The organism is Polymorphobacter sp., from assembly GCF_051860865.1.
Classification (GTDB): domain Bacteria; phylum Pseudomonadota; class Alphaproteobacteria; order Sphingomonadales; family Sphingomonadaceae; genus Sandarakinorhabdus.
The window spans coordinates 1-24886 of sequence record NZ_JBIMKZ010000049.1 but is presented as its reverse complement, the minus strand read 5'-3'; the positions used below and the strand labels follow the sequence as shown (position 1 = coordinate 24886).

Sequence of the window (24886 nt, the reverse complement as noted above, 5' to 3'; positions counted from 1 at the left end):
GGCGCGGCGCTGGGCGCGGTGATCTCGCTGTTCTTCGGCTATGCGGCGGCGCCCTGGCTGCTGCCGGCGTTCGCGCTGACCGGCGCGGCCGCCGCGATGACGCTGCTGGCGCTGCTGGTCGGCCGCTCGGGCAGCCTGATCGTCTTCACGCTGGGCGGTGTCATCCTGTCGAGCATCGCCGGCTCGATGACGGCACTGGCGATCAGCCTGGCGCCGACGCCGTTCGCCACCTCGCAGATCGTCACCTGGCTGATGGGGGCGCTGACCGACCGCAGCTGGAACGATGTCTGGCTGGCGCTGCCGCTGGTCGCTATCGGCGCCGCGCTGCTCGCCGCCACCGGCCGTTCGCTCGATGCGCTGACGCTGGGGGAACAGGCGGCCCGGTCGATGGGCGTCGATCCGCTGCGGCTGCAGATACTCATCGTCATCGGCGTCGGCCTGTGCGTCGGCGCCTCGGTGGCGTCGGCGGGGATCATCGGCTTCGTCGGCCTGATGGTCCCGCATCTGGTCCGCCCCTTCGCCGGCTACCGCCCGTCCGCTGTGCTGCTGCCTTCGGCGCTGGGCGGCGCCCTGCTGCTGGTGGTCGCCGACAGCCTCGTTCGCGCCGCGCCGACGGTCAGCGAGCTGCGGCTCGGCATCGCCATGTCGATGCTCGGCGGCCCGTTCTTCCTGGCGCTGTTGCTGCGCATGCGGCGGCAACTGCCATGACGCTGCACGCCGACCAACTGTCGCTGACGCTCGGCGGAAACCGGGTGCTCGATGGCATCAGCGCGCGCTTCGCCCGGGGCCAAGTCACCGCCGTGCTCGGGCCCAATGGCGCCGGAAAATCCACGCTGCTCGCCTGCCTCGCTGGGCTGCGAACCCCGGATGCCGGCGTGGTGCGGGTCGATGACGTGCCGCGCGAAACGCTCGCCCGGCAGGATCTGGCGCGGCGGATCGGCTTTCTGCCGCAGACCGCCGACGTCAACTGGGATGTCGATGTCGCCACGCTGGTGGCGCTCGGCCGCTTCCCGCACCGCGGCCGCTGGGGCGAGACCGAGACCGACCGCGCCGCTGTCGCCGCCGCCATGCAGGCCACCGATGTCGCCGGTCTGGCGCACCGCACGGTCAACACCTTGTCCGGCGGCGAGCGCGGCCGCGTGCTGCTGGCCCGGGTGCTGGCCGGCACGCCGCAATGGCTGCTCGCCGACGAGCCGCTGGCCAGCCTCGATCCGGCGCACCAGCTCGATGTCCTCGATCGGCTGCGCACCATCGCGTCCGGCAATGGTGCCGCCGCCGGCGTCATCGTCGTCCTCCATGATCTCAATCAGGCAGCGCGGGTGGCCGATGCCGTGTTGCTGATGCGCGGCGGTCGCATCGTCGCCCATGGCCCGCCTGACGCAGTGCTGACTCCCGCGCTGATCGCCGAGACCTATGGGGTGACGGCGCACGTCGGCCACACGCCCGATGGCCATCGCTTCATCATCGCTACCGGCCGCCAGTGATGACCGGCCGGGCCGACCAGCTGCTGGCGGTGCTGATGCTGGAGGCGGTGCTCGGCTATCCGGCCTGGCTGTTCGCTCTCATCGGCCACCCGGTCAGCTGGATCGGCGCCGTCATCGCCGAGCTCGACGCGCGGTGGAATGCCGGCGCCGCCCGCCGCCGCCGGGCGATGGGCCTATTGCTGTTGCTGGCGATCTCGGCGCTGGCCGGCGGCGCCGGCTGGCTGATCACCGCAGCTGCCGGCGACGGCTGGGGCGTCGCGCTGCTGCTGCTCGTCGCCACCACCGGCCTCGCGCAGCGCAGCCTGCATGATCATGTCCGCGCCGTCGCCCGGCCGCTGGCCGCCGGTGACCTGCCCGCCGCCCGCACCGCCGTCGCCGCCATCGTCGGCCGCGATACCGCCGGGCTCGATGACCAAGGCGTTACGGTCGCCGGCATCGAGAGCCTCGCCGAGAGCTTCTGCGACGGGGTGGTCGCGCCGGCCTTCTGGTTCCTCATCGCCGGCCTGCCGGGTCTGTTGATCTGCAAGGCGATCAACACGGCCGATTCGATGATCGGCCACCGCGATGCCCGCCATGGCGATTTCGGCTGGGCGGCGGCGCGGGCCGACGACCTGGTGATGCTGTTGCCGGCGCGGCTGTCCGGCCTGCTGGTGGCGCTGGCCGGTGGCGGCGGCCTGTCGGTGATGTGGGCCGATGCCGCCCGCCATGCCTCGCCCAATGGCGGCTGGCCGGAAGCGGCAATGGCCGGGGCGCTGGGGCGGCAGCTCGGCGGTCCGGTCAGCTATGATGGCGAACCGGCCTTCCGCGCCCGGCTCGGTACCGGCCCGGCGCCGGGGCCGGCGGACCTTCTTCGGGCGCTGGCCATCTATCGCCGCGCCTGCCTGCTGCTCTGGCTGATCGCGGGAGGCCTGGCATGGCTGCGGTGATGCTCCAGGGCACCGGGTCGGACGTCGGCAAGTCGGTGCTGGTCGCCGGCTTGTGTCGGCTGTTCACCAATCGCGGCCTTAGCGTGCTGCCGTTCAAGCCGCAGAACATGTCGAACAATGCCGCCGTCACCGCCGATGGCGGCGAGATCGGCCGGGCCCAGGCGCTGCAGGCCATCGCCTGCCGCGCGCCGCTCGCCAGCGACATGAACCCGGTGCTGATCAAGCCCCAGTCCGACACCGGGGCGCAGGTCATTGTCCATGGCCGCGTCATCGGCCAGCTCGGCGCCGGCGATTACCAGCGCCGCAAGGGCGAGCTGCTGGGCGCGGTGATGGAGAGCTATGGCCGGCTGCGCGCCCGCGCCGAACTGGTCATCGTCGAGGGCGCCGGCAGCCCGGCCGAAATCAACCTGCGCGCCGGGGACATCGCCAACATGGGTTTCGCCCGCGCCGCCGGCGTGCCGGTGGTGCTGGTCGGCGACATCGATCGCGGCGGCGTCATCGCCTCGGTGGTCGGCACTAAAACGGTGATCGACCCCGACGACGCAGCGATGATCCAGGGCTTTCTCATCAACAAGTTCCGCGGCGACGTCCGCCTGTTCGACGATGGCTATGCCGAGATCGCCCGCCGCACCGGCTGGCCGGGGCTCGGCGTCATCCCTTGGATCGCCGCCGCCCGACAGCTGCCGGCCGAGGACGGCGTGGTCCTCGAAACGGCCCGCCCCGCCGCCGGCGCTGTCACCATCGCCGTGCCGATGCTGTCACGAATCGCCAATTTCGACGATTTCGATCCGCTGGCACATGAGCCCGGCGTCCGCCTGCTGTTCGTGCCGCCCGGCCAGCCGATCCCTGCGGAGGCGGCGCTGGTCATCCTGCCCGGCACCAAGGCCACCATCGCCGACCTCGCCTTCCTCCGTGCCCAGGGCTGGGACATCGACATCGCCGGCCATCTCCGGCGCGGCGGCCGGCTGCTCGGCATCTGCGGCGGCTACCAGATGCTCGGCCGAACGATCGCCGACCCCGAGGGCATCGAAGGCCCGGCCCAGACCGTCGACGGCCTCGGCTATTTGCCGGTGGACACAAGCCTGACCGGTGACAAGCGGCTGACCGCGACCAGCGGCATCAGCCTCGCCGATGGCCATGCCTTTGCCGGCTACGAGATCCACGCCGGCCGCACCATCGCCGCGACCGGCACGGTGCCGCTGCTGCGGATGGCGGACGGCAGCCTGGACGGCGCCGTCACCGCCGATGGCCGGGTCGCTGGCTGCTATATCCATGGGCTGTTCAACGATGCCGCCCAGCGCGCCGGCTGGCTGGCGCGGCTCGGCGCCGTGTCGGATGGCGTTGACCAGGGGCAGCGTGTCGACGCCGCGCTCGACCGGCTGGCCGAGGCGCTGGCCGGCTGCGTCGATACCGAGGCCTTGCTCGCCATCGCAGGAACCGCCGCATGATCGAAGACTCCGACGCCTGGTCCCGCCTCGATGCCCTGGCCAAGCCGCGCCGCAGCCTCGGCAGGTTGGAGGCACTGGCCGCCCGGCTGGCGACGATCCAGCAGCGGCTCGATCCGGTGACAAGGCCGCGCGCGCTGACCCTGTTCGCCGCCGATCATGGCGTCGTCGCGCAGGGAGTCTCGGCCTGGCCATCGGCGGTGACCGGGCTGATGATGGCGACCATTCTCGCTGGCCGGGCCAGCAGCGCTGCGCTGGCCGCCGCGCAGGACTGCACGCTGCGGCTCGTCGATGTTGGCGCGGTGACGCCGTCGCCCCGGCCCTGGCCGGCGCATTTCCGCGCCGCCGCTATCGCGCCGGGGACCGCCGACCTCTCGCAGGGCAGCGCGATGACGGTCGCGCAGTTCGAGGCGGCCTGGGCCATTGGCGCCGAGGAAGCCGCGCGCGCGATCACCGCCGGCAATGCCGTGCTGATCACCGGCGAGATGGGCATCGGCAACACCACGCCCGCCGCCTGCCTGACCATGCTGCTGGCCGGTGCGCCGGTGGCGGTCGCGGTCGGCCGGGGGGCCGGGGCCGATGACGCGGCGCTGGCGACCAAGGCGCGGATTGTCGCCGATGCGGCGGCGCGGGCGGTGCCGCTGCTCGATGTCGATCCGCGCGCCGCCATCGCCGCCGTCGCCGGGTTCGAGATCGTCGCGATGGCCGGTTTCTTCGCCGCCGGCGCGGCGGCCGGCGTGACACTGCTGCTCGATGGCTATGTCGCCACGGCGGCGGCGCTGATCGCTGAGCGACTTGCGCCGGGCACCGCCCGGCAGCTGATCGCCGCGCACCGCTCGGCCGAGACCGGCCACGGCGCGGCGCTGGCTCACCTCGGTCTGGAACCTTTGATCGATTGGGAGATGCGGCTTGGTGAGGGAACGGGCGCGCTGGTGGCGCTGCCGCTGCTCGACAGCGCCGCCGCACTGATCGGCGACGTGGCGCTGCTCGAAGAGGTGCTGGCGGCCGCCGGCGCCGGCGGATGACCGACCGCTGCCCCTGGTGGGCGCCGCCGCTGCTGGCGGTCCAGTTCCTGACGCGCGTGCCGGTGCCCGGCACCGGGCGCCTGTCGGCCGAAGCGGTGCGAGCCGGGTTGGTCCGCGCTATCGGCTGGTTCCCGCTGGTCGGTGCGCTGGTCGGCATGGTAACGGCCGCAGTGGCGCTGGCGGCGGCGAGCATTTGGCCGGTGCCGGTCGCCGTGCTGATGGCGCTGGCGGTCGAAGCACGGCTGACCGGCGCCTTTCACGAGGATGCCGTCGCCGATTTCTGCGATGCCTTCGGCGGCGGTCTGACCGCCGAGGATGTCCGCCGGATCCTCAAGGACAGCCGCATCGGCAGCTACGGCGCCGTCGGGCTCGGGTTGGCGCTCGCCCTGCGCGCCGTGCTGCTTATCACGGTCTTGCAGGCCTTCGCTCCGATGGCCGCCGCCGTCGTCATCATCGCCTCGGCCAGCTTTGGCCGGCTGGTCGCCGCGGCGCTGATGGCGCTGGTGCCGCCGGCACCGGCCGGCACCGGGCTGGCCAAGGATATCGGCGGCGGCGTCGGTGCCGGCGTGCTCGCTATGGCGCTGGCCACGGCGGCGCCCGGCCTGCTGCCCTTCGCGGTCATGATGCCTCTGCCGGCGCTGGCAACGCTGCTGGCTGGCGGGGTGTTCATCCTGTGGTTCCGCCGCCTGTTGCTCCGCCGGATCGGTGGCAGCACCGGTGACTGCCTGGGCTTCGCCGCCTATGCTGGCCAGCTCATATCGCTGCTGGCCGCCGCGGCATGACCCGGCAATTGCTGCTCGTCCGCCATACCGAAGTGGCACAACACTGGCATGGCCGCTGCTATGGCAGCAGCGACGCCGGCCTCAGCCGGGCCGGCAGCGCCCATGCCCGGCGGCTGGCGCCGACACTGGCAGCCTGGCGCGCCGATGCCATCCTGCATTCGGACCGCCGCCGCACGCGGACGCTGGCAGCGCTGGTCGCCGATCTCGCCGGCCTCCGCCCGCGCGCCGACCCCGGCTGGCGCGAACGCGATTTCGGCGATTGGGAAGGCCGCCGCTGGTCGTCGATCTACCGTGAGACCGGCAACGCCATGGACGGCATGATCGATGCTCCCGGCAGCTTCCGCCCCGGCGGCGGCGAGACGACGATGGAGCTCGCCGACCGCGTCCTCGCCGCCCACGACCGGCTTCCCGCCGGCCGCATCCTCGTCATCACCCATGGCGGCCCTATCGCCGCCCTGCGAGGAAGGCATGACGCGCTGCCCGTCGCCGCCTGGCCAGCGCTGACGCCCGCCTATGGCGAGGGCTGGGCTGCGCCGGCCGTTACTCAGCCCGTTCGCGTTCCCGCGTAGACGCCGTTACCCGCACCGGCACCGCCTTGTAGGCGGGGGTATGGGCATGGAGGTCATGATGGCCGAGTGGCACCAGCGGCGTTGCCTCGGGAAAATAGGCCGCGCAGCTACCCTTGGGGATGTCATAGGGTACGATCCGGAAGCCCCGCACCACGCGTTCATGGCCATCGTCCATGGCCGTGGTCATATCGACCATCTCGTCGCCGGCAAGGCCGCGCGCCGCAATGTCGGCTTCGTTCATGAACACCACCATCCGGGTGCCGTTCACGCCGCGAAAACGGTCGTGATAGCCATAGATGGTGGTGTTGAACTGGTCGTTGCTGCGCACCGTGGTCAGCTGCAAAATGTCCTCGCCGCGATAATTCTCGGGCGTGCCGGCGAACATCTGGGTCGGCAGCAGGAAGTTCGCCTTGCCGCTGCGGGTGTTCCACTTGCGCTGTCGCGCCGCCACCGGCCGCTCGATGCCGCCGGGGCGGAACATATGCTCGTCCAGACCGGCAAAGGTCGACGGCCAGGTTTCCTCGATCGCCTTCCTGACCTTCGAATAATCGTCGGTCCAGGCCTGCCAGGGCACTTTCGGGTTCTCGGGAAGCGTCGCTCGGGCGATCCCGGCGATGATCGCCGGCTCCGACAGCAAATCCGGCGACGCCGGCTTCACCCGGCCCTTCGAACCATGGAACTGGGCGAGGCTGCTCTCGATCGACACCGCCTGTGGGCCGCTGGCCTGTTCGTCGATCTCGATCCGCCCGAGGCAGGGCAGCAGATAAGCCACCTCGCCGTGCAGCACATGGCTGCGGTTGAGCTTGGTGGCGATCCCCACGGTCAGTCGCAACTTGCGCCATGCCGCCTCGACACGCGGGATATCGGGTGCGGCGCGGATGAAATTGCCGCCGAGCGCGACAAAGCCCTTCACCTTGCCCTCGATCATCGCCTCGCAGCCGGTGACCGTCGTATAGCCCTCATGGCGCGGCGGCTCGAAGTTGTAGAGCTCCTTGAGCTTGTCGAGCGGTGCCAACTCGGGCTTTTCGGTAATCCCGACGGTGCGTTGGCCCTGGACGTTGGAATGGCCCCGAACCGGGCAGATTCCGGCCCCGGACTTGCCGATATTGCCCCGAAGCAGCAACAGATTGATCATCATCTGCACGGTTTCGGTGCCATGCACATGCTGGGTGATCCCCATGCCATAGATCAGCATGACCTTTTCGGCCTCGGCATAATGCTGGGCCAGCGTTTCCAGATCGGCCCGCGACAGTTGCGAGACCTGCTCGATCTCGTCCCAATCGGCCACGCGGCAGTAATCGGCAAAGGACTCGAACCCCTGCGTATGCTCGGCAATGAAATCATGGTCGAGCACGCGCCGTGACTGTGCCGCAGCGGCGGCAGCCTTGATGCTGAAGCCGCCGTCATCGTCGGTCTTCGCCAGCAGCGCCTCGCGGTCGGTCGGCCCGGCCTCGCCTTCACGATGCGCAGCATCGTCCATGGCGATTACCGCTTTGCAGATACCAGTCAGCGCCGCGATGTCGCCACCGACCGCTACCTGCAGGATGGTGTCCGAGATCTGCGTTTCCTTGCCGGTCAGCATCTCCTTCGGTGACTGCGGGTTCTTGAACCGCTCCAGCCCGCGCTCGCGCAGCGGATTGATGCTGACGATCGTGGCACCGCGGTTCTTTGCATCCTGGAACTGGTGCAGCATGCGCGGCGCATTGGTCGCGATATTGTGCCCCAGATAGATCATCAGGTCGGATGTTTCGAAATCCTGCAGCGTTACCGTGCCAACCGACACGCCGATGCTCTCGGGCAGGGCGACGCTCGTCGATTCATGGCACATGTTCGAACTGTCGGGCAGATTGTTGGTACCATAGAGCCGGGCGAACAGCTGGAACATGTAGCTGGCTTCGAGGCTGGCGCGGCCGCTCGCATAGAAGATCGACTGGTCCGGATCGTTTCCCAGCGCCCGCAACTCCCGGCCGATTTCCTCGAAGGCAGATTCCCAGCTGACGGGTACATATTTGTCCGTAGCCGGATCCCAGCGCATCGGCATGGTCAGCCGGCCGGCCGCCTCAAGGTCATGGTCGAGCCAGCCGGAAAGCTCGGCCATCGTATGGGTTTCGAAGAATTTCTGGTCGGTGCGCTTGCGGGTGATCTCCCAGGCCGTCGCCTTGGCGCCATTTTCGCAATATTCGAACGGCTGCGGCTCGGCCGGCTTCGCCCAGGCGCAGGACACGCACATATAGCCATCGGGCTTGTTCTGGTGGCCGAGCGTTACCAGCGCGTCCGGCACATTTTCGCGGCCAAGGATCTTGGCGACGCCGGCCAGCGAGCCATAGCCGCCGGACGGACCGGTATATTCCTTGATCTCGGGATTATCCTTCGGGCCGCTCATGGAACTCTCCTTCATGCCGTGAATGGTCAGCCGGCCTTGGGGTGCAGATAAGCCAGCCAATAAGCACCGCCGACCGCGAAGCCGCCAATGATGTTGCCGATCGTCACCGGCACGAGATTAGCCACAAAGCCGCCAAGGGTAATGGCCGAATAATCGGCCGCGGCAACGCCGGTCATCGCCCAAAACGCCGGCCCCGCCGTCTGCTGGATCAGCCACCCGAACGGAATCAGAAACATGTTGGCGATCGAGTGTTCAAGCCCGGCGGCCACGAAGGCAGCGATCGGCGGGATGATGACAAGCACTTTGTCGGCGGCCGTGCGTGCACCGAACGACAGCCAGACCGCCAGGCAGACCAGCATGTTGGCGAGGATGCCGCTGGCGAGCGCCGTCCCGAAACCGAGCTTCACCTTGCTGTCCGCCATGTCCAGCGCGGCAACGCCGACCGCTCCGTCCCCTGCGAGATGGGCGGCCGCAGCCATCGCCAGTCCGGCGATGATCAGCGAGCCCAGCAGGTTGAACCCATAGACGAGCGCCAAAGCGCGAACGCCGCCCCAAAGCCCGATCTCACCTTCCGCCCAGGCCATGACGATCAACGTGTTGCCGGTAAACAGCTCGGCGCCACCGATCATGACGAGGATCAGTCCGATCGAGAAGGCCACCCCCGCCAGCAGCTGACCTGTACCGAACGGCATCCCCTCGGCGCCGCCCAGGGCGACAAGGGCGAACAGCCCACCAAAGCTGATGTACACGCCCGCGAGCAGGGCCAGCACCGCCAGCACACCGAAATCCAACCCGGCCTTGTCCTTGCCCTTGCTGACGGCTTCGTCGGCAATAGCGTTCGGGTCGGCGACGGTCGTTGACGACACGGGCGGGCTCCTTGGCGGGCAAACAGGGGGCAATGCGACGGCTTCGCGCCACTCTCTCTGGATGAGAACAGCCCCTGGCTCCTCGGGTTCCCCGGTTTTTCGATCACCGGCTAAACCGCCCCGCACATGCGCACCATCAGCACCGGCAGGCCGGTCACGATCATCGCGCCCAGTCCGGTGATGGCGGAGATGCGCGCCAGCCACCCCAGCAGCGGCATCGGCCCAGCGGGCGCACGCCATGTCCGCCAAGTCCACCAGCCCAGCCCCGCCACGCTGGCCGCCCAGACGGCGAAGAGCAGCAGCCGGTGCAGATCGACCGGGCCGACATCCACGGCCGACCAGCCCCGCGCGCAGCCAAGACCATGAACGGCATAGAGCAGCGAGAAGCCGCCCGCCCAACCGACAAGGCCGACAAGCGCGATCAGCAGCCGCGTCATGCCAGCATCGCCGGCACTTTGGTCACCAGCAGCACGATTACCGTGACCATTGCAGCAAAATCCTGCCACATCACCGCCATCCGCAGCTCGGCCGTGCGGGCATCATCGACGAAGCCGGCCACAATGCGCGCCCGGGCAAAGGCCGCGATCACCAGCGCCAGCGTACAATGCAGCGCTGCATAGACGAAAAGCACCATGACCGTAGCGGCGTAGGCATGGCTCGTGGGGGAGGGGATCGCCGTCGCCATCTCCACCGCCAGCAGGGCCACCGCTACGGCCTGCCCGGCCATGGCAAAGGCCAGCCACCGCCGCCGAAGTTCGTCCCGCCTGGCTGCCGGCGCCAACGCTTTGCGCACCGTCAGGCTGCTCGCCGCCAGCGCCAGCGCCGCGAGAACGGCGCCCCAGGGCGCTGCCGAGATCAATTCGAGCGGTGGCCAGCCACTGGCGATCGTCCACAAATAGGCATAGCCGAACACCAGCGTGGCAAACATCGTGCCGTCGGCAACCAACGCCAAGACGCTGCCCCAGTGGCCGGTCGATCCCGGCGCCTCCCCTTGCACGGGCAAGCTGATGCCACCGCCGGCATCGAGTGGGCCAATGGTGTGCCGGCTGCCCAGCGCCCAGGCCCAGCGCCAGCCGCAGGCGGCGATGCCGATGAGAAAAAGCGGCGCCAGCGCATAGACGCCGAACAGAATCGACAGGAACAAGCCGCCGGTAACGATCGCCATCCCCAGCGGCAACAGGCTGTTGCCGGGCAGGATGATGATATAAGCTGGCTTGCCGCTCAGCATGTCGCCGCCCAGCGTCTCGCGCCAGCCGTGCCGGGGCACGGCCAACAGGCCCTCGCCGCGTGCCAGCGACAATGGCAGCGCCGGATTGTCGGCAAGCGGTTCTTCGCTCGACAGCTGCGGCTGGCTGGCGAAATTATAGCTCGGTGGCGGCAGCAGCATCGCCCATTCCAGCGTGCCCGCCCGCCAGGGATTGCGCCGGGCCTTGCCGCCGAGAAAAATCTGCAAGGCCACATCGATGGCGAACAGCGCGAAGCCGAAGGCCATGATGAAGCTGCCCACCGACGACAGCAGATTATACCAGGTCCAGCCCATACCTTCCGGATAGCTGTGGATGCGGCGCGGCTGGCCGAGCAGGCCGGCCATGTGCATCAGGAAGAAGGTCAGGTTGAAGCCGATGAAGATCAGCCAGAAGGCAGCCACGCCCAGGCGTTCGCTCGGCCGCCTGCCGGTAAAATGCGGCAGCCAATAGGCGCTGCCGGCAAGGAATGGGAAAATGAACCCGCCAACCAGTACATAATGCAAATGCGCGGTGACGAACGCCGTGTCGTGCGCCTGCCAGTTGAACGGCACCATCGCCAGCATCACGCCGGTCAGCCCGCCGATGATGAACACCACGAAAAAGCCGAGGATATAGAGCATCGGCAGCTTCAGTTCGGGCTTGCCGGCCCAGAGCGTACCGATCCAGGCGAAGATCTGGATCGCGGTAGGAATCGCCACCAGCGCCGAGGCGGCCGAGAAGAACCCCAGCGCCATGTGCGGAATGCCGGTGGTGAACATGTGGTGGACCCAGAGCCCGAAGCTCAGGAACGCCAGCGCCAGGATCGCCGCGACGATCCAGCCATAGCCGAGGATCCGGGTGCGGGCCATCACCGGCAGCACCGTCGAAACGACGCCGGCCGCCGGCAGGAAGATGATATAGACCTCCGGATGGCCGAACAGCCAGAACAGGTGCTGCCAGAGCAACGGGTCGCCGCCGCGCTCGGGATCGAAGAACGGCCAGTCGAAGGCGCGCTCGGTCTCGAGCAGGATCGACCCCATGATCAAGGGCGGAAAGCCGATCAGCATCATCAGTGCCGTCACCAGCATGTACCAGCCGAACAGCGGCATCCGGTCCAGCCGCAGGTCCGCCGTGCGCACCTTGAGCACGGAGACCATGATTTCAATGGCGGCCGCCATCGCCGAAATCTCGACAAAGGTCACGCCGATCAGCCAGATGTCGCTGTTGATCCCCGGCGTATAGATCTTCGAGGACAGCGGCGTGTACATGAACCAGCCGGCATCGGGCGCCACGCCGAGCAGCAGCGCCACGATCATGATACCGCCGCCGAACAGATAGCACCAATAGCCATAGGCCGAGAGGCGCGGGAAGGCCATGTCGCGGCTGCCGAGCAGCTTCGGCAGCATGTAGAAGGCCAGCCCCTCGATCATCGGGATGGCGAACAGGAACATCATGATGCTGCCGTGCATCGTGAAAATCTGGTTGTACTCGTCCGGGCCGATGAAGGCGCTGCCCGGCGTCGCCAGCTGAGCGCGGATCAGCATCGCCAGCACGCCGCCGATCAGGAAGAAGACGAACGCCGTGAGGATGAACCGCCGGCCGATGTCGGTGTGGTTGACCGATGCCAGCGCCCCGCGCCAGCCCGGCCCGCGGTCCCAGATCGCGTCGAGCGCGCGGTGGCGACGCAGCGCTGTCATCGGCCCGGCCCCGCCAGCGCCGCCCAGGACGCGGCGTCATGGGCGATGACGATGAAGTCATGGCCGGTATGCCCGGTCCCGCAGAATTCGGCGCAGACACCGCCGTAGCGGCCGGGCCTGCGGGTGAGCAGCCGCATCCGGTTGGTCTTGCCGGGAATGGCGTCGATCTTGCCGGCCAGCACCGGCACCCAGAAGCTGTGGATGACGTCCTCGGACCGCACGACGACATCGACCGGCCGGCCGGCGGGAACATGCATCACGCCGTTGCTGCCGAGCCGCTGGCCATCGGCACGGACATGCTCGAACCGCCACGCCCATTGCCGGCTTGTCGCCTCCACGACGACATCGGCCGTCGGCACCGCCTGCAGTCGCTCGCCGACCACCAGCCCATAGAACAGCAGCGCGATCAGAACGACCGTGGGAAAGGCGATGCCCAGCCCCTTGATCCAGACCCGCGTCGAGGCCGCCGACGCGTCGCGCGTGCGGAAGGCAAGCGTGAACAGCCCCATTGTCAGCCCGAAGATCAACACCGCGCCGGCGAGCATCACCCACCACAGGGTGGCGATCGAGTCCGCCGCCGGGCCATCGGGCGCCAATGTCGACAAGGGGCCGGCGCAGCCAGTAAACACCAGCATGCAACAGATCGGCAGGGTGCGTGGTTGTCGTATCAGCAAAGGAGCGCTCCGTGACGGCAGACATCCCCGAGGCCCTCGTCGACCCGGTCGAGGCCCATCCCGATTTTCATCGGACCGAATCGAAGATCGCGATTGCCGGCCACCCGATCCACGCGATGTTCGTCGCCTTTCCGATCGCGCTGGCCTTCTGTGCCTTTGGAGCCGACAGTTTTTACTGGCTGACCGGGGACGCCTTCTGGGCACGGGCCAGCCTCTGGGCCTGCGGCATGGCCTTTCTGTTCGGCGTGCTGGCGGGGATTTCGGGCACCGTCGAGCTGCTGCTGGTGCCGGGCATCCGCCGCCGCGCCGCCAGCTGGTCGCACTTCATCTTCGCGGTGATGCTGCTGTCGGTGCTCGGCGCCAACTGGGGTTTCCGGCTCGGCGGCTATGAGCAGGCCGTGCTGCCCTGGGGCATATTGGTCTCGGCGCTGGCAGTCGGCGCGACGGCGCTGACCGGCTGGCACGGCGGCAAGCTGGTGTTCGACTATCAAATCGGCACCTCGTCCAAGGGCAGTTGAATATCGCGCGGCGTCATCAGCCAGTCGGGCACCAGGTCGAGCGGGATAACCGGCTTGGCCAGCACCAGCACCAGGATGATGATCATCAGCAGCAGCGCCGCCACCAGCCGGGGAATAGCCAGCAGCAGCCGCGCCTCGCCGGGCCTTTCGCCGATGGCGATGATGGCGTGGCCGGTCAGGCCATGGAGCCCGACCAGAAATCCCACCGCCACCAGCTTGGCGAACATCCAGGGGACATAGACTTCGGCCACGAAAATCAGCGCCGTGCCGACAGCCACGGCGACGATGGCCGCCGGAGTGACGACACCGACATAGGCATTCTGGAGCGTCAGCCGCAGCCGCGTATAGGCCGATTGCGATTGTCCCTCATGATCGGCCATCAGCAGCAGCGGCAGCGCCAGCAGCCCGGCACACCAGATGATCAGCGCCGCGATATGAACCGTTTTCAGCGCCACCAATATCGTCATGTCTGCGCTGTCCGCCAACCGCGCCGCATCAGCACGACGGCGATCACCAGATAGGGCGCCATGCCTGGCACCCACATCAACAGTCCCGCCAGTTGCTGGTCGGCCAGCGGGCCAAGACCCCAGGGCAGGGTCGAGGCGAGGTGGGGCGCGTAGAGCGGGTTCGGGGCGAAGGCCAGCAGCGCGCCGAGCAGCCCCATCTGCGCCGTCGCCGCCACCGCCGCCACCAGCGCCGCCGCCGGCTCGCCCGGTGACAGCACGGCCCGCCAGAACGCCAGCGCCGTCCCGAACAGACTCGCCTGCATCACCCAGTAAAGCGCTGGATCGTCGAGCGCCGCCGCATAAAAGGTCGGGACGTGCCAGGCCCAGAAGACCAACGTCGAGACAATCAGCGCCGGCCCCGGCGCCGTGGCCGCCGCCCGCGGAAAAGCCAGCGCCAGCAAGGGCGCCGCCACCGCGACCAGCAGCAGGTGGTGCAGCACGCGCGCCGAGAACAGCGCCGATGTCAGCGCGCAAAGTGGCGAGATGAATAGCAGCGCTAGCACGGCGACCGCCAGCAGCAGGCCCTGCCGCTGTCCGCGCTGGCTCCGGGGGGCCCTCATCCCGACCACCAGCATAACCGCCAGCCCGCCGATCACCAGTGGATCAAAATTCCACTGCGACAGCCATTCAACAGGCGTCGGCGGGGGGCCGCAATAGGCAGTCATCGTCCATCCTCGTCATGCCCCGGCAGACTGCCGAATAGAGATGAACAAAATACTCGGCCAAGCGTTCCATTGCGGGCATCAGGCAACGGACGGATTATCGCCCTGTCGCGCGGTGTCGATCAGCGTGCGCACGATCGGGTTGGGAAAGCGCCGGCTTACCGTGACGGCGAAAAAGGCTTCGACGATCCCGGGCAGTTCTTCGGCTTCGATCAGGGCGCCGGTGGCCAGTTCATCGCGGACGGCAATCGGTGGTAGTACCGCCAGCGCAACGCCTTCGCGCACCAGCAGCCGCATCATCGCCACGTCGTCGACCTCGGCGGCGATTTGCACCCGCACCCTGAGCCGGTCGACCAGCGCATCGAAGCCGGTGCGCACGCTGCTGCCGATCGAGGGCAGGATCACCGGATGGAGGGTGAGCAGCGCCAGTATGCTGCGGGTCTCGCCGAGCAGCGCCGGCGCACCGACAAGGCCGACATGCTGCTCGGACAATTTGTGGACGATGAACGGCGCCAGCGCATCACTGTCGGGCGGTTGGTTGGTCAGCACGACATCGAGCGCCATCGCCTGCAACCCGCGCAGCAGCTCGGCGGCGCTGCCCGAACGCAGGACCAACTCGAGGTCCGGCCGGTCAACCAGCGGCTGGACAAAGCCGATCTGGAAATTGCGCGACAGGGTGGCGAGTGCACCGATGCGGACCGCCTGGCGAGAGGTGCCGGTCTGGCGCAGCGTGCCGAGCAGATCCTTGCCGGTGGCGAAAATCGCATCGGCATGGTCGAGCGCGATGCGCCCGGCCTCGGTCAGGTGCAACTGCCGGCCGCGCCGCTCGAACAGCGGATGGCCGAGCCGGTCCTCCAGCTTCCGAATCTGCACCGACAGCGCCGATTGCGACACGTTGAGACGGGCGGCGGTGCGCGTCAGATGGCCGTCATGGGCGACCTCCCAGAAATAGCGCAGATGGTTGTAGTTCAGCTCCATATATTCATGAAACAGAATGATTGGCGCGAAACAATGAATTTTTTGCAGTAACATCGAACCGCTAGGACGCCGCTCGACATCTGGGCATCGAACGAGGGCGGCATGCATGAACTTCTGGTGATCGGACCACCGCTGCTGGCGATAGCAGCCGCCATCGCCGGCTTCGCGCAACCGGGGCGGCTGGCGCGGCACACGGTCGGGGCGATCGAAGCCCTGGTGCTGGCCGGGCTGGTCGCCGCGGCGCTAGCCGCCGTCGACCTGGCGCTCCACGGCCCGCTTCTCGACACGCTCGTACTGCACGACGCTGTCAGCGCCACCATGCTGCTGCTGGTCGCCTTCGTCGGCTGGGTGGTGGTGCGCTTCGCCCGCACCTATCTGGACGGCGAGGCCCGACAGGGCTTGTTCATGGCCTGGCTGTGCGCCACGCTGGGATGCGTGATGCTGCTGGTGGTGGCCGGCCATCTGCTGCTGTTCATCCTCGCCTGGATCGGCACCAGTCTCGGCCTTACCCGGCTGCTGCTGTTCTATGCTGAGCGGCCGGCGGCACGGCGGGCGGCGCGCAAGAAGTTCCTGGTCGCCCGCGCCGCCGACCTGGCGCTGCTCGCCGCCACCGGGCTGCTGGTGGCGGCCTATCGGACGGCCGACATCGCCGCCATCAACAGCGCCGCCCGGGCCGGCGAGGGCGGCGGCTTGGCGGTGGCGGGCGCGGCGCTGCTGGCGCTGGCGGCACTGCTCAAGTCGGCGCAATTCCCGACCCATGGCTGGCTGACCGAAGTGATGGAGGCGCCGACCCCGGTGTCGGCGCTGCTTCACGCGGGTGTGATCAACGCCGGCGGCTATCTGCTGATCCGCTTCGCCGATGTGATGCTGTTGTCGCCGGCTGCGCTTGCCGGGCTGGTGATGGTCGGCGGCTTCACCGCGCTGTTCGGGGGCATGGTGATGCTGACCCAGCCGGCGATAAAGACCTCGCTGGCCTGGTCGACCATCGCCCAGATGGGCTTCATGATCATGCAGTGCGGGCTGGCGCTGTTCCCGCTGGCGCTGCTGCACATCGTTGCGCACTCGCTCTACAAGGCGCATGCCTTCCTGTCTTCGGGCGGCGCCGTCGAGCGGATCGCCCTGTTCCGGCGGCCGGGCGGGGTGGCGATCCCCGGCCCGCGCGCCGTCGGCCGGGCCTTTCTGGTGGCGCTGTTGATCTATGCGCTGATCGGCGCGGCGGTCGGCTTCCTCGGCCAGTCTCCGCAGGCGCTGGCGCTCGGCGCCATTCTGATCTTCGGCATCGCCTATCTGGTGGCGCAGGGCCTGGCCGAGGCGGCGCCGTTGGCGTTGACCCGGCGGCTGGTGACGCTGTCGGCCCTTGCCTCGCTCGGCTATTTCGCCCTGCACGTCGCTGTCACCTGGATCACCGCCGGCAGCCTGCCGCCCGCCCCGCCCCCCGGTCCGCTTGAATGGGTGCTGCTGTCGGTGGCGGTGCTGAGCTTCGGGCTGGTCGCCGTTGCCCAGGCGATGCTGCCGCTCTGGGCCGGCCACCCGGCCGCCGCGGCGATCCGCGTCCATCTTTCCAACGGCCTGTATGTCAACACGCTCACCGACCGGCTGATCGGCGGATGGGCGATCGGCAACGCGCAACCAACCAGTCGGAGGGTCCGGTCATGACGATCGACATCACCAAAATCGCCGAGGCCAGTGCCGCCGCCGCCGCCGCCATTCCCCCGGCATGGCCGCTGGCCGCGACGGTCGCCGTCAATCCCTGGCTCGGCCAGACCGGCGAGCCGCTGGCGATGGTCGCCGCGCGGATGGCCCGCGCCGCCGGGGTCGCGGTGACCATGGAGCGTAGTTGGTATGCTGCCCGCATCGCCTCCGGTGTGATCACCGACGATGACCTGGCGGCAGCGCTGGCGGCGGCACCGTCCATGCCCTCCGGATGGCGGCCGGAGAATGTCGCGGCGCTCAAGGCGGCGGCCTTGACGCCGTCGCCGGCCCCGCGCGCGCTCCCGACGGTAGCCGAACTCGCCGCCGAGGCGACCGGCGTCGACTGGCCATCGATCATCGCCGAGCGCTTCGGCCATTTTGCCGCCGGCTGGTTCGATGAAGGCCAGGCGCTGTGGGCCGCGCCGCGCGGCCGCTCGGCGCTGGCGGCCTGGCGTGCCGTCGCCACCCATGACCTGACGCCGGAGCTGCTCGGCCTCGGCGGCTTCTCGGCCCGTGTCGCCGAGGCGCCCGATGCCGCCTCGCCGCTGCTGGCGCAGGCGGTGGCGCAACTCGGCCTCACGCCCGCGGCCATGACCAGCGTCTTCCACCGCGCCCTGTCGACCCTCGGCGGCTGGGCCCAGGCGGCGCGCTATCGCCAGTGGCAGGCGCAGCTGGTCGGCAGCGATGACGGCACCATTACCGATTTCCTCGCCATCCGGCTGCTCTGGGAGGTCGCGCTGCTCGACCAGCTGCGCCCGCTGGTGGGCACGGCATGGGAGGCGACCGTTGCCGCCCATGCCGTGCCGCTGACGCCGACACCCGCGCAGTGCATCGACGCCATCCTTCAGGAAGCGGCCGAGCGCGCCGGCCAGCGGTCTCTGGCCGCCCGGCTGGCCGTCGATGCACCACCCGCTGCCGAGGCGCCGGCACTACAGATGGCCTTCTGCATCGATGTCCGCTCGGAAGTGTTCAGGCGGTCGCTGGAGGCGATCGATCCCCGCATCCAGACTTTGGGCTTCGCTGGCTTCTTCGGCCTGACCGCCGCCCATCGCCGGCTCGGCTCGGATGTCGCCGAGCACCGGCTGCCGGTGCTGCTCAACCCCGGCTTCACCAGCACGGCCGGCAATCCGGAGGACGTCCCTGCCAATACGGCGCGGCGGCTGGAGGTGCGGGTTGTCCGTGCCTGGGCGCGCTTCAAGTTGGCGGCGGTCTCGTCCTTCGCCTTCGTCGAGGCGGCGGGCCCGACCTATGGCCTCAAGCTCCTGCGCGATGCGCTCGGCATCGGCGGTGCCAGCCCCGATCAGGACCCCGCGCCCCGGCCAGACCCGGCGCTCGACCTGCCCGGCCGCGTGCGGATGACGGCCTCGATCCTGCGGGCGATGTCGCTCACCCGGGGCTTTGCCCCCCTCGTCATGCTCGCCGGGCACGGCGCCAATGTCGTCAACAACCCCCATGCCAGCGCGCTCCATTGCGGCGCCTGCGGCGGCTATACGGGGGACGTCAACGCCCGGCTGCTGGCGACGCTGCTCAACGATCCCCAGGTCCGCGCCGGTCTGTCGGCCGAAGGCATCGCGGTCCCGGAGACCACATTATTCCTGGCCGCGTTGCACGACACCACGACCGACGCCGTCCGCCTGTTCGACGCCGACGCAGCCGGCCCGGCCCACCACAATCAGATTGCCCGGGCCCGCCAATGGCTGGACGCCGCCGGCGCCATCGCGCGCAGCGAGCGGGCGATCCGCCTGCCGCGCGCCACCGGCGGTGCCCAATTGGTCCGGCGCAGCACAGACTGGGCGGAAACCCGGCCGGAATGGGGGCTGGCTGGATGCCAGGCCTTCATCGCCGCCCCGCGCGCCCGCACCGCCGGGCGTAATCTCGCCGGCCGCGCCTTCCTGCACGATTATGTCTGGCGCGATGATGAGGGCTTCGGCGTGCTGGAGCTGATCCTCACTGCGCCGGTGGTCGTCGCCAGCTGGATCAGCCTGCAATATTATGGCTCCTGCGTGGCGCCGGAGCTGTTCGGCGGCGGCAACAAGCTGCTGCACAATGTCGTCGGCGGCTTCGGCGTGGTCGAGGGCAATGGCGGCGCGCTGCGCACCGGCCTGCCTTGGCAATCGGTGCATGATGGCGCCGGGCTGGCGCACGAGCCACTGCGGCTCACCGTCTGCGTCGAGGCGCCGATCGAGGCGATGACGACCATTCTCTGGCGCCATCCGGCCGTCGCGGCGCTGTTCGACAACCGCTGGCTGCATCTGATCGCGCTGGACGACAGCGGCCGGATGGCCTGGCGCTACGCCGGCCAGTCCGAATGGGTGCCGATGGAGTCGGCCGATGCAGCGACGCCGCTCGCCGCTTGAGCGTGCGCCCGTGCGGCACGAGCCCGAGACGCTGCTGGCGATCACCAACGCCCGCATCGCCCGGCTGCTCGAAAGCCCGCAGGTCAGCGACTGGCTGAAGGCCGCGCTGCTCGCCGCCGATGGCCATGATCCGATCGGGCTGCACAACGAGATCGAGATCCTCCGTCATGTCATTGCCCCGCTTGCCCAGGCCGACTGCAAGACTGCGATGCAGCCACTCAGGATCGCCCGGAGGGGGAATGATGCCGGCTGAGCCGCGCGGCGTCAGCGGCCTTGCGGGCCCGCCTCCCCGGGCATCTTGTCGAGGCCCCCGGACTGCGCCCGCGCCGCGTCATGGCGCCGGCCGAGCCATAGACCGTTCAGCGCCCACAGCGCCGCCAGCCCGGCCCCGGCCAGCACGCTCACCGCCGGGGACGCGGTGACCGCATCGATCCCGGTCTTCGCCTGCGCCCCGACATAGTCGGCGAAGCGATAGACGGGCACGTCGATGAAATTCTTGGCCTTGTACTTGGTCTCGGTGTCGAGCTTGGAGAACAGCATCTCCCGGCCCGGCCGCACCAGCGCATATTCGCCCCAGCGCCGTAGCACGAACACCACCCCCAGCACGGCGAACGTCTGGAATGCCGCCAGCGCCAGAAAGCCCGCCACCATGATCACCGGCAGCAGCGACAGCAGCGCCGTCACGCCGAACCGGGTGGCGATCCGACCGGTCAGGAACAGCTGCGTCACCACCGTCAGCGCCTGTACGACGACATCGATGCTGGCGAACACCTGCGTGCGCTGGTCTGTGTCCGGAAACGCTTCTTCAACCAGCCGCAGCTGCTCGAAGTAGAGCACGGTATTCGCCGCCGACAACAGGCAGACGAAGGTGGCGATGCCGATCAGATAGGGCGACGACAGCACCTGGCTGATGCCCGCAAACGGATTGCCACCCACCGGCCGATCGGTACGCGCCTCGCCCGCCGCCGGAATCCCCGCCAACGGCTTGCAGGCCGAAAGCAGCACGAGCTGGCAGCCGATCGCACAGGCGAAGCCACCGGCGGCAAGATAGAGCAGCCCCGGCACGCCGAGCGTCTCGGCAAATAGCGCCGTCATCAGCGGTCCCGCGAGCGCGCCGAAGGTGCCCCCAGCGGCGACGAATCCGAACAGTCGGCGGCTCTGTTCGCTCGAGAAGATCTCGAGCAGGAAGCTCCAGAACACCGAGACCAGCATCAGGTTGAGGACACTGATCCACACATAGAAGAAGGCGCCGACATCGCCGTCGATCGCGCCATCGCCCATCGCCACGCCCAGCCCCACGAGCATCACCGACACGGAGCCATAGAGGCACGGCAGCACCAGGCTGCGCCGCACATGGGCAATCAGCCAGCCATAGATAGGAATGATCGCGATCGAGAACAGCGCCGTATACAGCCACAGGTCGGCCACCCGGTCGCGGCCAAGCAGCGTGCCAATTGTCTCGCGCGCCGGCCGCACCGCGAAGTAGCTGCCCAGCACGAAGAAGAACAGGAAGAAGGCGGCAATCACCGCCCGTGTTTCGCCCGGCTCGATCCGGGCGACGCGGGCAAGCTGGCGTTGCACAAGTCCGGGCCGGCTCATTGTCCCTCCCCGGCGGCTAGGACGCTTGCGGCAAGGCGTCGATAAAGCGGCCGATGCGCTGGCGCAGGGCCTCGTCGGGCACCCGGCCGATGCCGCCGCCCAGATTATCGAGCATGTTCTTCGCCTGGCTGGTCGCCGGCGTGACGACGGTCACCGCCGAATGGCCAATGATCCACTTCAGCAACACCTGCGCCCATGTCTTCGCGTCGATCTCGGCGGCCCAGTCCGGCAGCGGCCGGTCCCCGATGCGTCGGAACAGCCGCGTCCGCCCGAATGGCGCATAGACAAGCACGCCGATCTTCCGCGCCGCCGCCAGCGGCAGGATGGTGGCTTCCGCGTCGCGATTGTCGACCGCATAGTCCACTCCGATGAAGTCGATCGGCTCGTTGCGCATGACCGAGAGCAGGGTCGGATATTGCTCCTCGAAGGTCGAGGTGATGCCGATATAGCGGACCCGCCCGGCGGCCTTCAACGCTTTCAGGATTGCCAACTGCGCCGGCGGATCGCCGACATTATGGACCTGGATCAGATCGATCTTCGGCTTGCCGATGCGGAGGAAGGACTGCTCGATCTGTGCCCGGGCCTCGTCCGGATCGGCCTTGCCGCCGCGCCCGGCGACATTGACCTTGGTCGCCCAGAACAGCTTGTCACTGATGCCGGCGTCCTGGGCGATCCGCCCGGCCACCTCTTCCGAGGCGCCGTAGCTCGGCGCAGTATCGAATACCGTGCCGCCATTGGCGACCATGGTCGTCAGCACGTCGCGCAGCGCGGTCGTTTCCTCCGAGCGCGCAACCTGGGAAAATGTCGCCGAGCTGCCAAGGCCGATCACCGGCAGCCGCTCGCCGGTCCCGGGAATGGCACGGGTGAGCAAAGAGGCGGCCTTGTCAGCCGTCTTCCCATCGGCAGCGAACCCGGGGCCGCCGGCGATGAGGCTCGCGGCCCCGCCCAGGGCCAGGCCCAGTCCCTCGCGTCGCGTCATCAAAACCATGGCCGATCCTTCATTTTGTTCAGGCTCAAGATCCAGCGGCCGAGGGCAGGGCGCCTCGCCCAAGGCGAAGGGTGCCATCGCGCCGCCGCCGCGACAAGGCTACGCGGGGTCGATGCGCGCCGTCAGAGCGGCTTGAGCGCGGGCAGGATCGAGGCGAAGTCGTCGGTCCATGGCTGCATGCCCGGCCGTTCACGCAGCCGCGCCCAGTCCGCCGGCGCATCGCCCGTGGCCGCAATCACCTGCCCCATCCGCGCCGGCGAGCGGGTCAGCGCAATCCACACCGACATGCTGTCGGCCTGACCCGGCACATCGGCTGTCGCCGGCACAAACCGTCGGATTCGCGCACTCCAGCCCTCGCTTCGGGCCATCGCGGCCACCACTGGCTCAAGGTCCAGATAGCGGTTCGAGATATGGATCAGCAGCACGCCGTCCGCCGACAGCGCGCGGGCATAGACGCGGAAGGCCTCCGCCGTCATCAGGTGTAGCGGGATCGCGTCGGAAGAAAACGCATCGACCGCCAGCATATCGACGCTCGCCGCCGGCTCCCGCGCCAGCATCAGCCGGGCATCGCCAACAATGATGCGCAGGTCCGGGGTGCACCGCTCGACATAGCTGAACAATCGCCGGTCACGTGCGATCGCCACCATCGCCGGATCGATCTCGAACGCCGTCCAGCGCTGCCCCGCCTGCGCATAACAGGCGAGCGTGCCCGACCCGAGGCCGACGAACGCCATCCGCGCCTGCGGCCCGAACAGCACGGGCGCCGCAGCGAACACCCGCCCCACGCCGGAGCCCGGAGCATAATAGCTAGTCGGGCGCGTTGCCGTGTCGGCATCGAGCGACTGGACCCCGTGCAGCGTGGTGCCATGCTGCAACTCGCGCACCCGGCGGCTCTGCGAGTCACTGACTGTATAGATGCCGAAAAAGCTGCGCGTCCGCTCGACCGGCGCATAGGCCGGATCGAAATGCTTCCACCCGCCGAGCGTCATCATCAGCATCAGCAACGCCCAGGCGAACCACGCCGCCCGCCCGATCGACACCAGCGCCGCGAGCATGATGAAAATCATCGCCATCAGCGAAGCGTCCGTCTGTTGCCCCATCCAGGACGCGCCGGCCAGCGAGGCGGCCAGCGCCGCGACCGGCAGCACCCACCGCATTGCCGTGCCCGCCCGGCCCGTCCAAAGCCGCTCCGCCCATGCCGCCACAGGCCGTGCCGGCAGCAGCAGCGCCGCAGCGATCAGCAGCAACGGATGCTCATAGCCCCAGTCGAACAGCAGCGGCGCCAGTAGCGCGCACACCACACCGCCGAGCGCGCCACCGACCGAGATCCACAGATAATAGTCGGTGAGATTGCCCGCAGCAGGGCGCTCGGCCGCAAGAGTGCCATGCAGCGCCAGCGCCACGACGAACAGCAGCACGACGCCCGAGGCGGCGTAGAATACCACCGCCGCGCTGACGGTGAAAAACGTCGAGCCGCCAAGCAGCAGCAGCAGGACCGGCGCCGCGCCGACGGCAATCCGCGTCGCCCCGGCGCCGCCCGGCCCGAAGGCGATGATGAAGCTGAGCAGATACACCGCCAGCGGAATCACCCACAGCAGCGGAATCGCCATGATGTCGGTGGTCAGATGCGCCGTGGTCGACAGCAGCAGCCCCGACGGCACCAGCGCCAGCAACGTCCAGCGCAGGCGCTGGCGGCCGGTCACCGCGCCCCGCGGCGCGCCGATCGCCACCCCCGGTCGCCGCAGCGCCGCCCAACCGGCAAGCGCGACGAGCAGCAGCAGCCCGGCAAACCCGGCCGACCACGCCCAGCCCTGCGTAGCCAGCCGCGCCGCAGGCTCGATCAGCAGCGGATAAGCAAAAAGCGCAGCCAGGCTGCCGGCATTCGAGGCGGCATACAGAAAATAGGGCGCCCCCGCCGCCGGGTCGTCGCTCCGCGCAAACCAGGCCTGCATTAACGGCGCCTGTGCCGAGACGACCAGGAACACCGGCCCGATCGAAACGACCAGCAGCGCCAGCAACGACAGAGCCGGCGGCCAAGCGCCCGCATCAGGCACCCAGGTCGCAGTCGCCACCGGCAAGGTCAGCCCGGCCACCCCGAACAGCGCCAGATGGACAACCATCTGCCGCCGCAGCGCCAGCCGTTGGAGCGCATGGGCATAGAGATAGCCGCCGAGCAGCACGGCCTGGTAAAACAGCATGGCCACCAGCCACACCGAAGACGATCCACCCAGACGCGGCATCACCATCCGCGCGAACATCGGCTGGATCAGGAACAGCAGAAAGCTGCCGACGAGCACGGTGATAACGAAAAGCGGACGGAGGAAAACGGACGGCATCGCCGTCTCTCGCATCGCCGCATCACCGCCGCAACAGACACGCGTGCACAAGCAGGAAAATGGTGCCCAGAAGAGGACTCGAACCTCCACGCCCTTGCGAGCGCCAGCACCTGAAGCTGGTGCGTCTACCAATTCCGCCATCTGGGCACGGGGTAGGCGCCGGCTGTTATGGG

The 24886-nt window shown here is 68.8% G+C and carries 22 protein-coding genes and 1 tRNA gene; 11 read left to right on the top strand and 12 right to left on the bottom strand.

All coding sequences use genetic code 11. From position 1 onward, the window contains the following. The 7 genes from ACTIFJ_RS10210 to ACTIFJ_RS10180 all read left to right on the top strand — a co-directional run. Window positions 1-708, top strand: a 708-nt coding sequence (locus ACTIFJ_RS10210; RefSeq protein WP_439534007.1) for a FecCD family ABC transporter permease, incomplete at its 5' end; no start/stop codon positions are given. Continuing rightward, complete coding sequence (locus ACTIFJ_RS10205; RefSeq protein WP_439534006.1) at window positions 705-1484, top strand: ABC transporter ATP-binding protein; 780 nt, start codon at window positions 705-707, stop codon at window positions 1482-1484. The genes ACTIFJ_RS10210 and ACTIFJ_RS10205, both read left to right, overlap by 4 nt. Further along, window positions 1484-2410: an adenosylcobinamide-phosphate synthase CbiB gene (cbiB, locus tag ACTIFJ_RS10200; protein WP_439534005.1), complete on the top strand. Its 927-nt coding sequence runs from the start codon at window positions 1484-1486 to the stop codon at window positions 2408-2410. Before ACTIFJ_RS10205 ends, cbiB begins: the two co-directional genes overlap by 1 nt. Further along, complete coding sequence (locus ACTIFJ_RS10195; RefSeq protein ID WP_439534004.1) at window positions 2398-3858, top strand: cobyric acid synthase; 1461 nt, start codon at window positions 2398-2400, stop codon at window positions 3856-3858. Before cbiB ends, ACTIFJ_RS10195 begins: the two co-directional genes overlap by 13 nt. Then, window positions 3855-4880, top strand: coding sequence for a nicotinate-nucleotide--dimethylbenzimidazole phosphoribosyltransferase (gene cobT, locus ACTIFJ_RS10190; RefSeq protein ID WP_439534003.1), 1026 nt, complete (start codon window positions 3855-3857; stop codon window positions 4878-4880). Before ACTIFJ_RS10195 ends, cobT begins: the two co-directional genes overlap by 4 nt. Beyond that, entirely contained in the window at window positions 4877-5662 is a 786-nt protein-coding gene (locus ACTIFJ_RS10185) for an adenosylcobinamide-GDP ribazoletransferase (RefSeq protein WP_439534002.1), read from the top strand. The genes cobT and ACTIFJ_RS10185 overlap by 4 nt, the downstream gene beginning before the upstream one ends. Next, the gene (locus tag ACTIFJ_RS10180) at window positions 5659-6231 is read left to right on the top strand and encodes a histidine phosphatase family protein (protein ID WP_439534001.1); all 573 of its coding nucleotides are present in this window, start codon (window positions 5659-5661) and stop codon (window positions 6229-6231) included. The genes ACTIFJ_RS10185 and ACTIFJ_RS10180 overlap by 4 nt, the downstream gene beginning before the upstream one ends. Here the strand turns inward: ACTIFJ_RS10180 and ACTIFJ_RS10175 are convergent. The 5 genes from ACTIFJ_RS10175 to ACTIFJ_RS10155 form a co-directional block, all read right to left on the bottom strand. Continuing rightward, entirely contained in the window at window positions 6203-8614 is a 2412-nt protein-coding gene (locus ACTIFJ_RS10175) for an FdhF/YdeP family oxidoreductase (RefSeq protein ID WP_439534000.1), read from the bottom strand. The two genes, ACTIFJ_RS10180 and ACTIFJ_RS10175, sit on opposite strands and share 29 nt — an antisense overlap. Window positions 8615-8640: 26 nt before the next feature. Further along, entirely contained in the window at window positions 8641-9480 is an 840-nt protein-coding gene (locus ACTIFJ_RS10170) for a formate/nitrite transporter family protein (RefSeq protein WP_439533999.1), read from the bottom strand. A 110-nt stretch (window positions 9481-9590) separates the two neighbouring features. Then, on the bottom strand, window positions 9591-9917 hold the full coding sequence (locus tag ACTIFJ_RS10165) for a hypothetical protein (protein ID WP_439533998.1): 327 nt from the start codon (window positions 9915-9917) through the stop codon (window positions 9591-9593). Continuing rightward, a complete protein-coding gene (gene ctaD / locus ACTIFJ_RS10160; RefSeq protein ID WP_439533997.1) occupies window positions 9914-12403 on the bottom strand; it encodes a cytochrome c oxidase subunit I in 2490 nt (829 codons plus the stop codon). The genes ACTIFJ_RS10165 and ctaD overlap by 4 nt, the downstream gene beginning before the upstream one ends. Beyond that, window positions 12400-13038: a cytochrome c oxidase subunit II gene (locus ACTIFJ_RS10155; protein ID WP_439533996.1), complete on the bottom strand. Its 639-nt coding sequence runs from the start codon at window positions 13036-13038 to the stop codon at window positions 12400-12402. Before ACTIFJ_RS10155 ends, ctaD begins: the two co-directional genes overlap by 4 nt. Window positions 13039-13088: 50 nt before the next feature. Here ACTIFJ_RS10155 and ACTIFJ_RS10150 point away from each other — a divergent pair, with 50 nt between their 5' ends. After that, complete coding sequence (locus ACTIFJ_RS10150; RefSeq protein ID WP_439533995.1) at window positions 13089-13595, top strand: DUF2231 domain-containing protein; 507 nt, start codon at window positions 13089-13091, stop codon at window positions 13593-13595. Here ACTIFJ_RS10150 and ACTIFJ_RS10145 read toward each other — a convergent pair. The 3 genes from ACTIFJ_RS10145 to ACTIFJ_RS10135 form a co-directional block, all read right to left on the bottom strand. Then, window positions 13565-14062, bottom strand: a complete 498-nt coding sequence (locus tag ACTIFJ_RS10145; RefSeq protein ID WP_439533994.1) for a CopD family protein — start codon at window positions 14060-14062, stop codon at window positions 13565-13567. The two genes, ACTIFJ_RS10150 and ACTIFJ_RS10145, sit on opposite strands and share 31 nt — an antisense overlap. Further along, window positions 14059-14766 (bottom strand): cytochrome c oxidase assembly protein, encoded by a 708-nt coding sequence (locus tag ACTIFJ_RS10140; RefSeq protein WP_439533993.1) that lies wholly within the window; start codon window positions 14764-14766, stop codon window positions 14059-14061. The genes ACTIFJ_RS10145 and ACTIFJ_RS10140 overlap by 4 nt, the downstream gene beginning before the upstream one ends. Window positions 14767-14844: 78 nt before the next feature. Beyond that, window positions 14845-15741 carry a LysR family transcriptional regulator gene (locus ACTIFJ_RS10135; protein ID WP_439533992.1) on the bottom strand — a complete coding sequence of 299 codons (897 nt, stop codon included), beginning with the start codon at window positions 15739-15741 and terminating at the stop codon, window positions 14845-14847. 102 nt (window positions 15742-15843) lie between these two features. On the opposite strand from ACTIFJ_RS10135, the gene ACTIFJ_RS10130 reads away from it, so the two are divergent. The 3 genes from ACTIFJ_RS10130 to ACTIFJ_RS10120 are packed head-to-tail and all read left to right on the top strand — an operon-like array spanning window position 15844 to window position 20043. Continuing rightward, complete coding sequence (locus ACTIFJ_RS10130; protein ID WP_439533991.1) at window positions 15844-17397, top strand: proton-conducting transporter transmembrane domain-containing protein; 1554 nt, start codon at window positions 15844-15846, stop codon at window positions 17395-17397. Then, window positions 17394-19790, top strand: a complete 2397-nt coding sequence (locus tag ACTIFJ_RS10125; protein WP_439533990.1) for a YbcC family protein — start codon at window positions 17394-17396, stop codon at window positions 19788-19790. Before ACTIFJ_RS10130 ends, ACTIFJ_RS10125 begins: the two co-directional genes overlap by 4 nt. Continuing rightward, complete coding sequence (locus ACTIFJ_RS10120; protein WP_439533989.1) at window positions 19765-20043, top strand: hypothetical protein; 279 nt, start codon at window positions 19765-19767, stop codon at window positions 20041-20043. Before ACTIFJ_RS10125 ends, ACTIFJ_RS10120 begins: the two co-directional genes overlap by 26 nt. Before the next feature lie 11 nt (window positions 20044-20054). Here ACTIFJ_RS10120 and ACTIFJ_RS10115 read toward each other — a convergent pair whose 3' ends face one another. From ACTIFJ_RS10115 to ACTIFJ_RS10100, 4 genes are all read right to left on the bottom strand, one after another. Beyond that, window positions 20055-21389: an NTP/NDP exchange transporter gene (locus tag ACTIFJ_RS10115; protein ID WP_439533988.1), complete on the bottom strand. Its 1335-nt coding sequence runs from the start codon at window positions 21387-21389 to the stop codon at window positions 20055-20057. Between the two features lie 16 nt (window positions 21390-21405). Further along, a complete protein-coding gene (locus tag ACTIFJ_RS10110; RefSeq protein ID WP_439533987.1) occupies window positions 21406-22377 on the bottom strand; it encodes an aldo/keto reductase in 972 nt (323 codons plus the stop codon). Between the two features lie 122 nt (window positions 22378-22499). Beyond that, window positions 22500-24713 carry a spermidine synthase gene (locus ACTIFJ_RS10105; RefSeq protein ID WP_439533986.1) on the bottom strand — a complete coding sequence of 738 codons (2214 nt, stop codon included), beginning with the start codon at window positions 24711-24713 and terminating at the stop codon, window positions 22500-22502. A gap of 60 nt (window positions 24714-24773) precedes the next feature. Beyond that, window positions 24774-24860, bottom strand: a tRNA-Leu gene (locus tag ACTIFJ_RS10100). Between the last annotated feature and the right edge of the window lie 26 nt (window positions 24861-24886).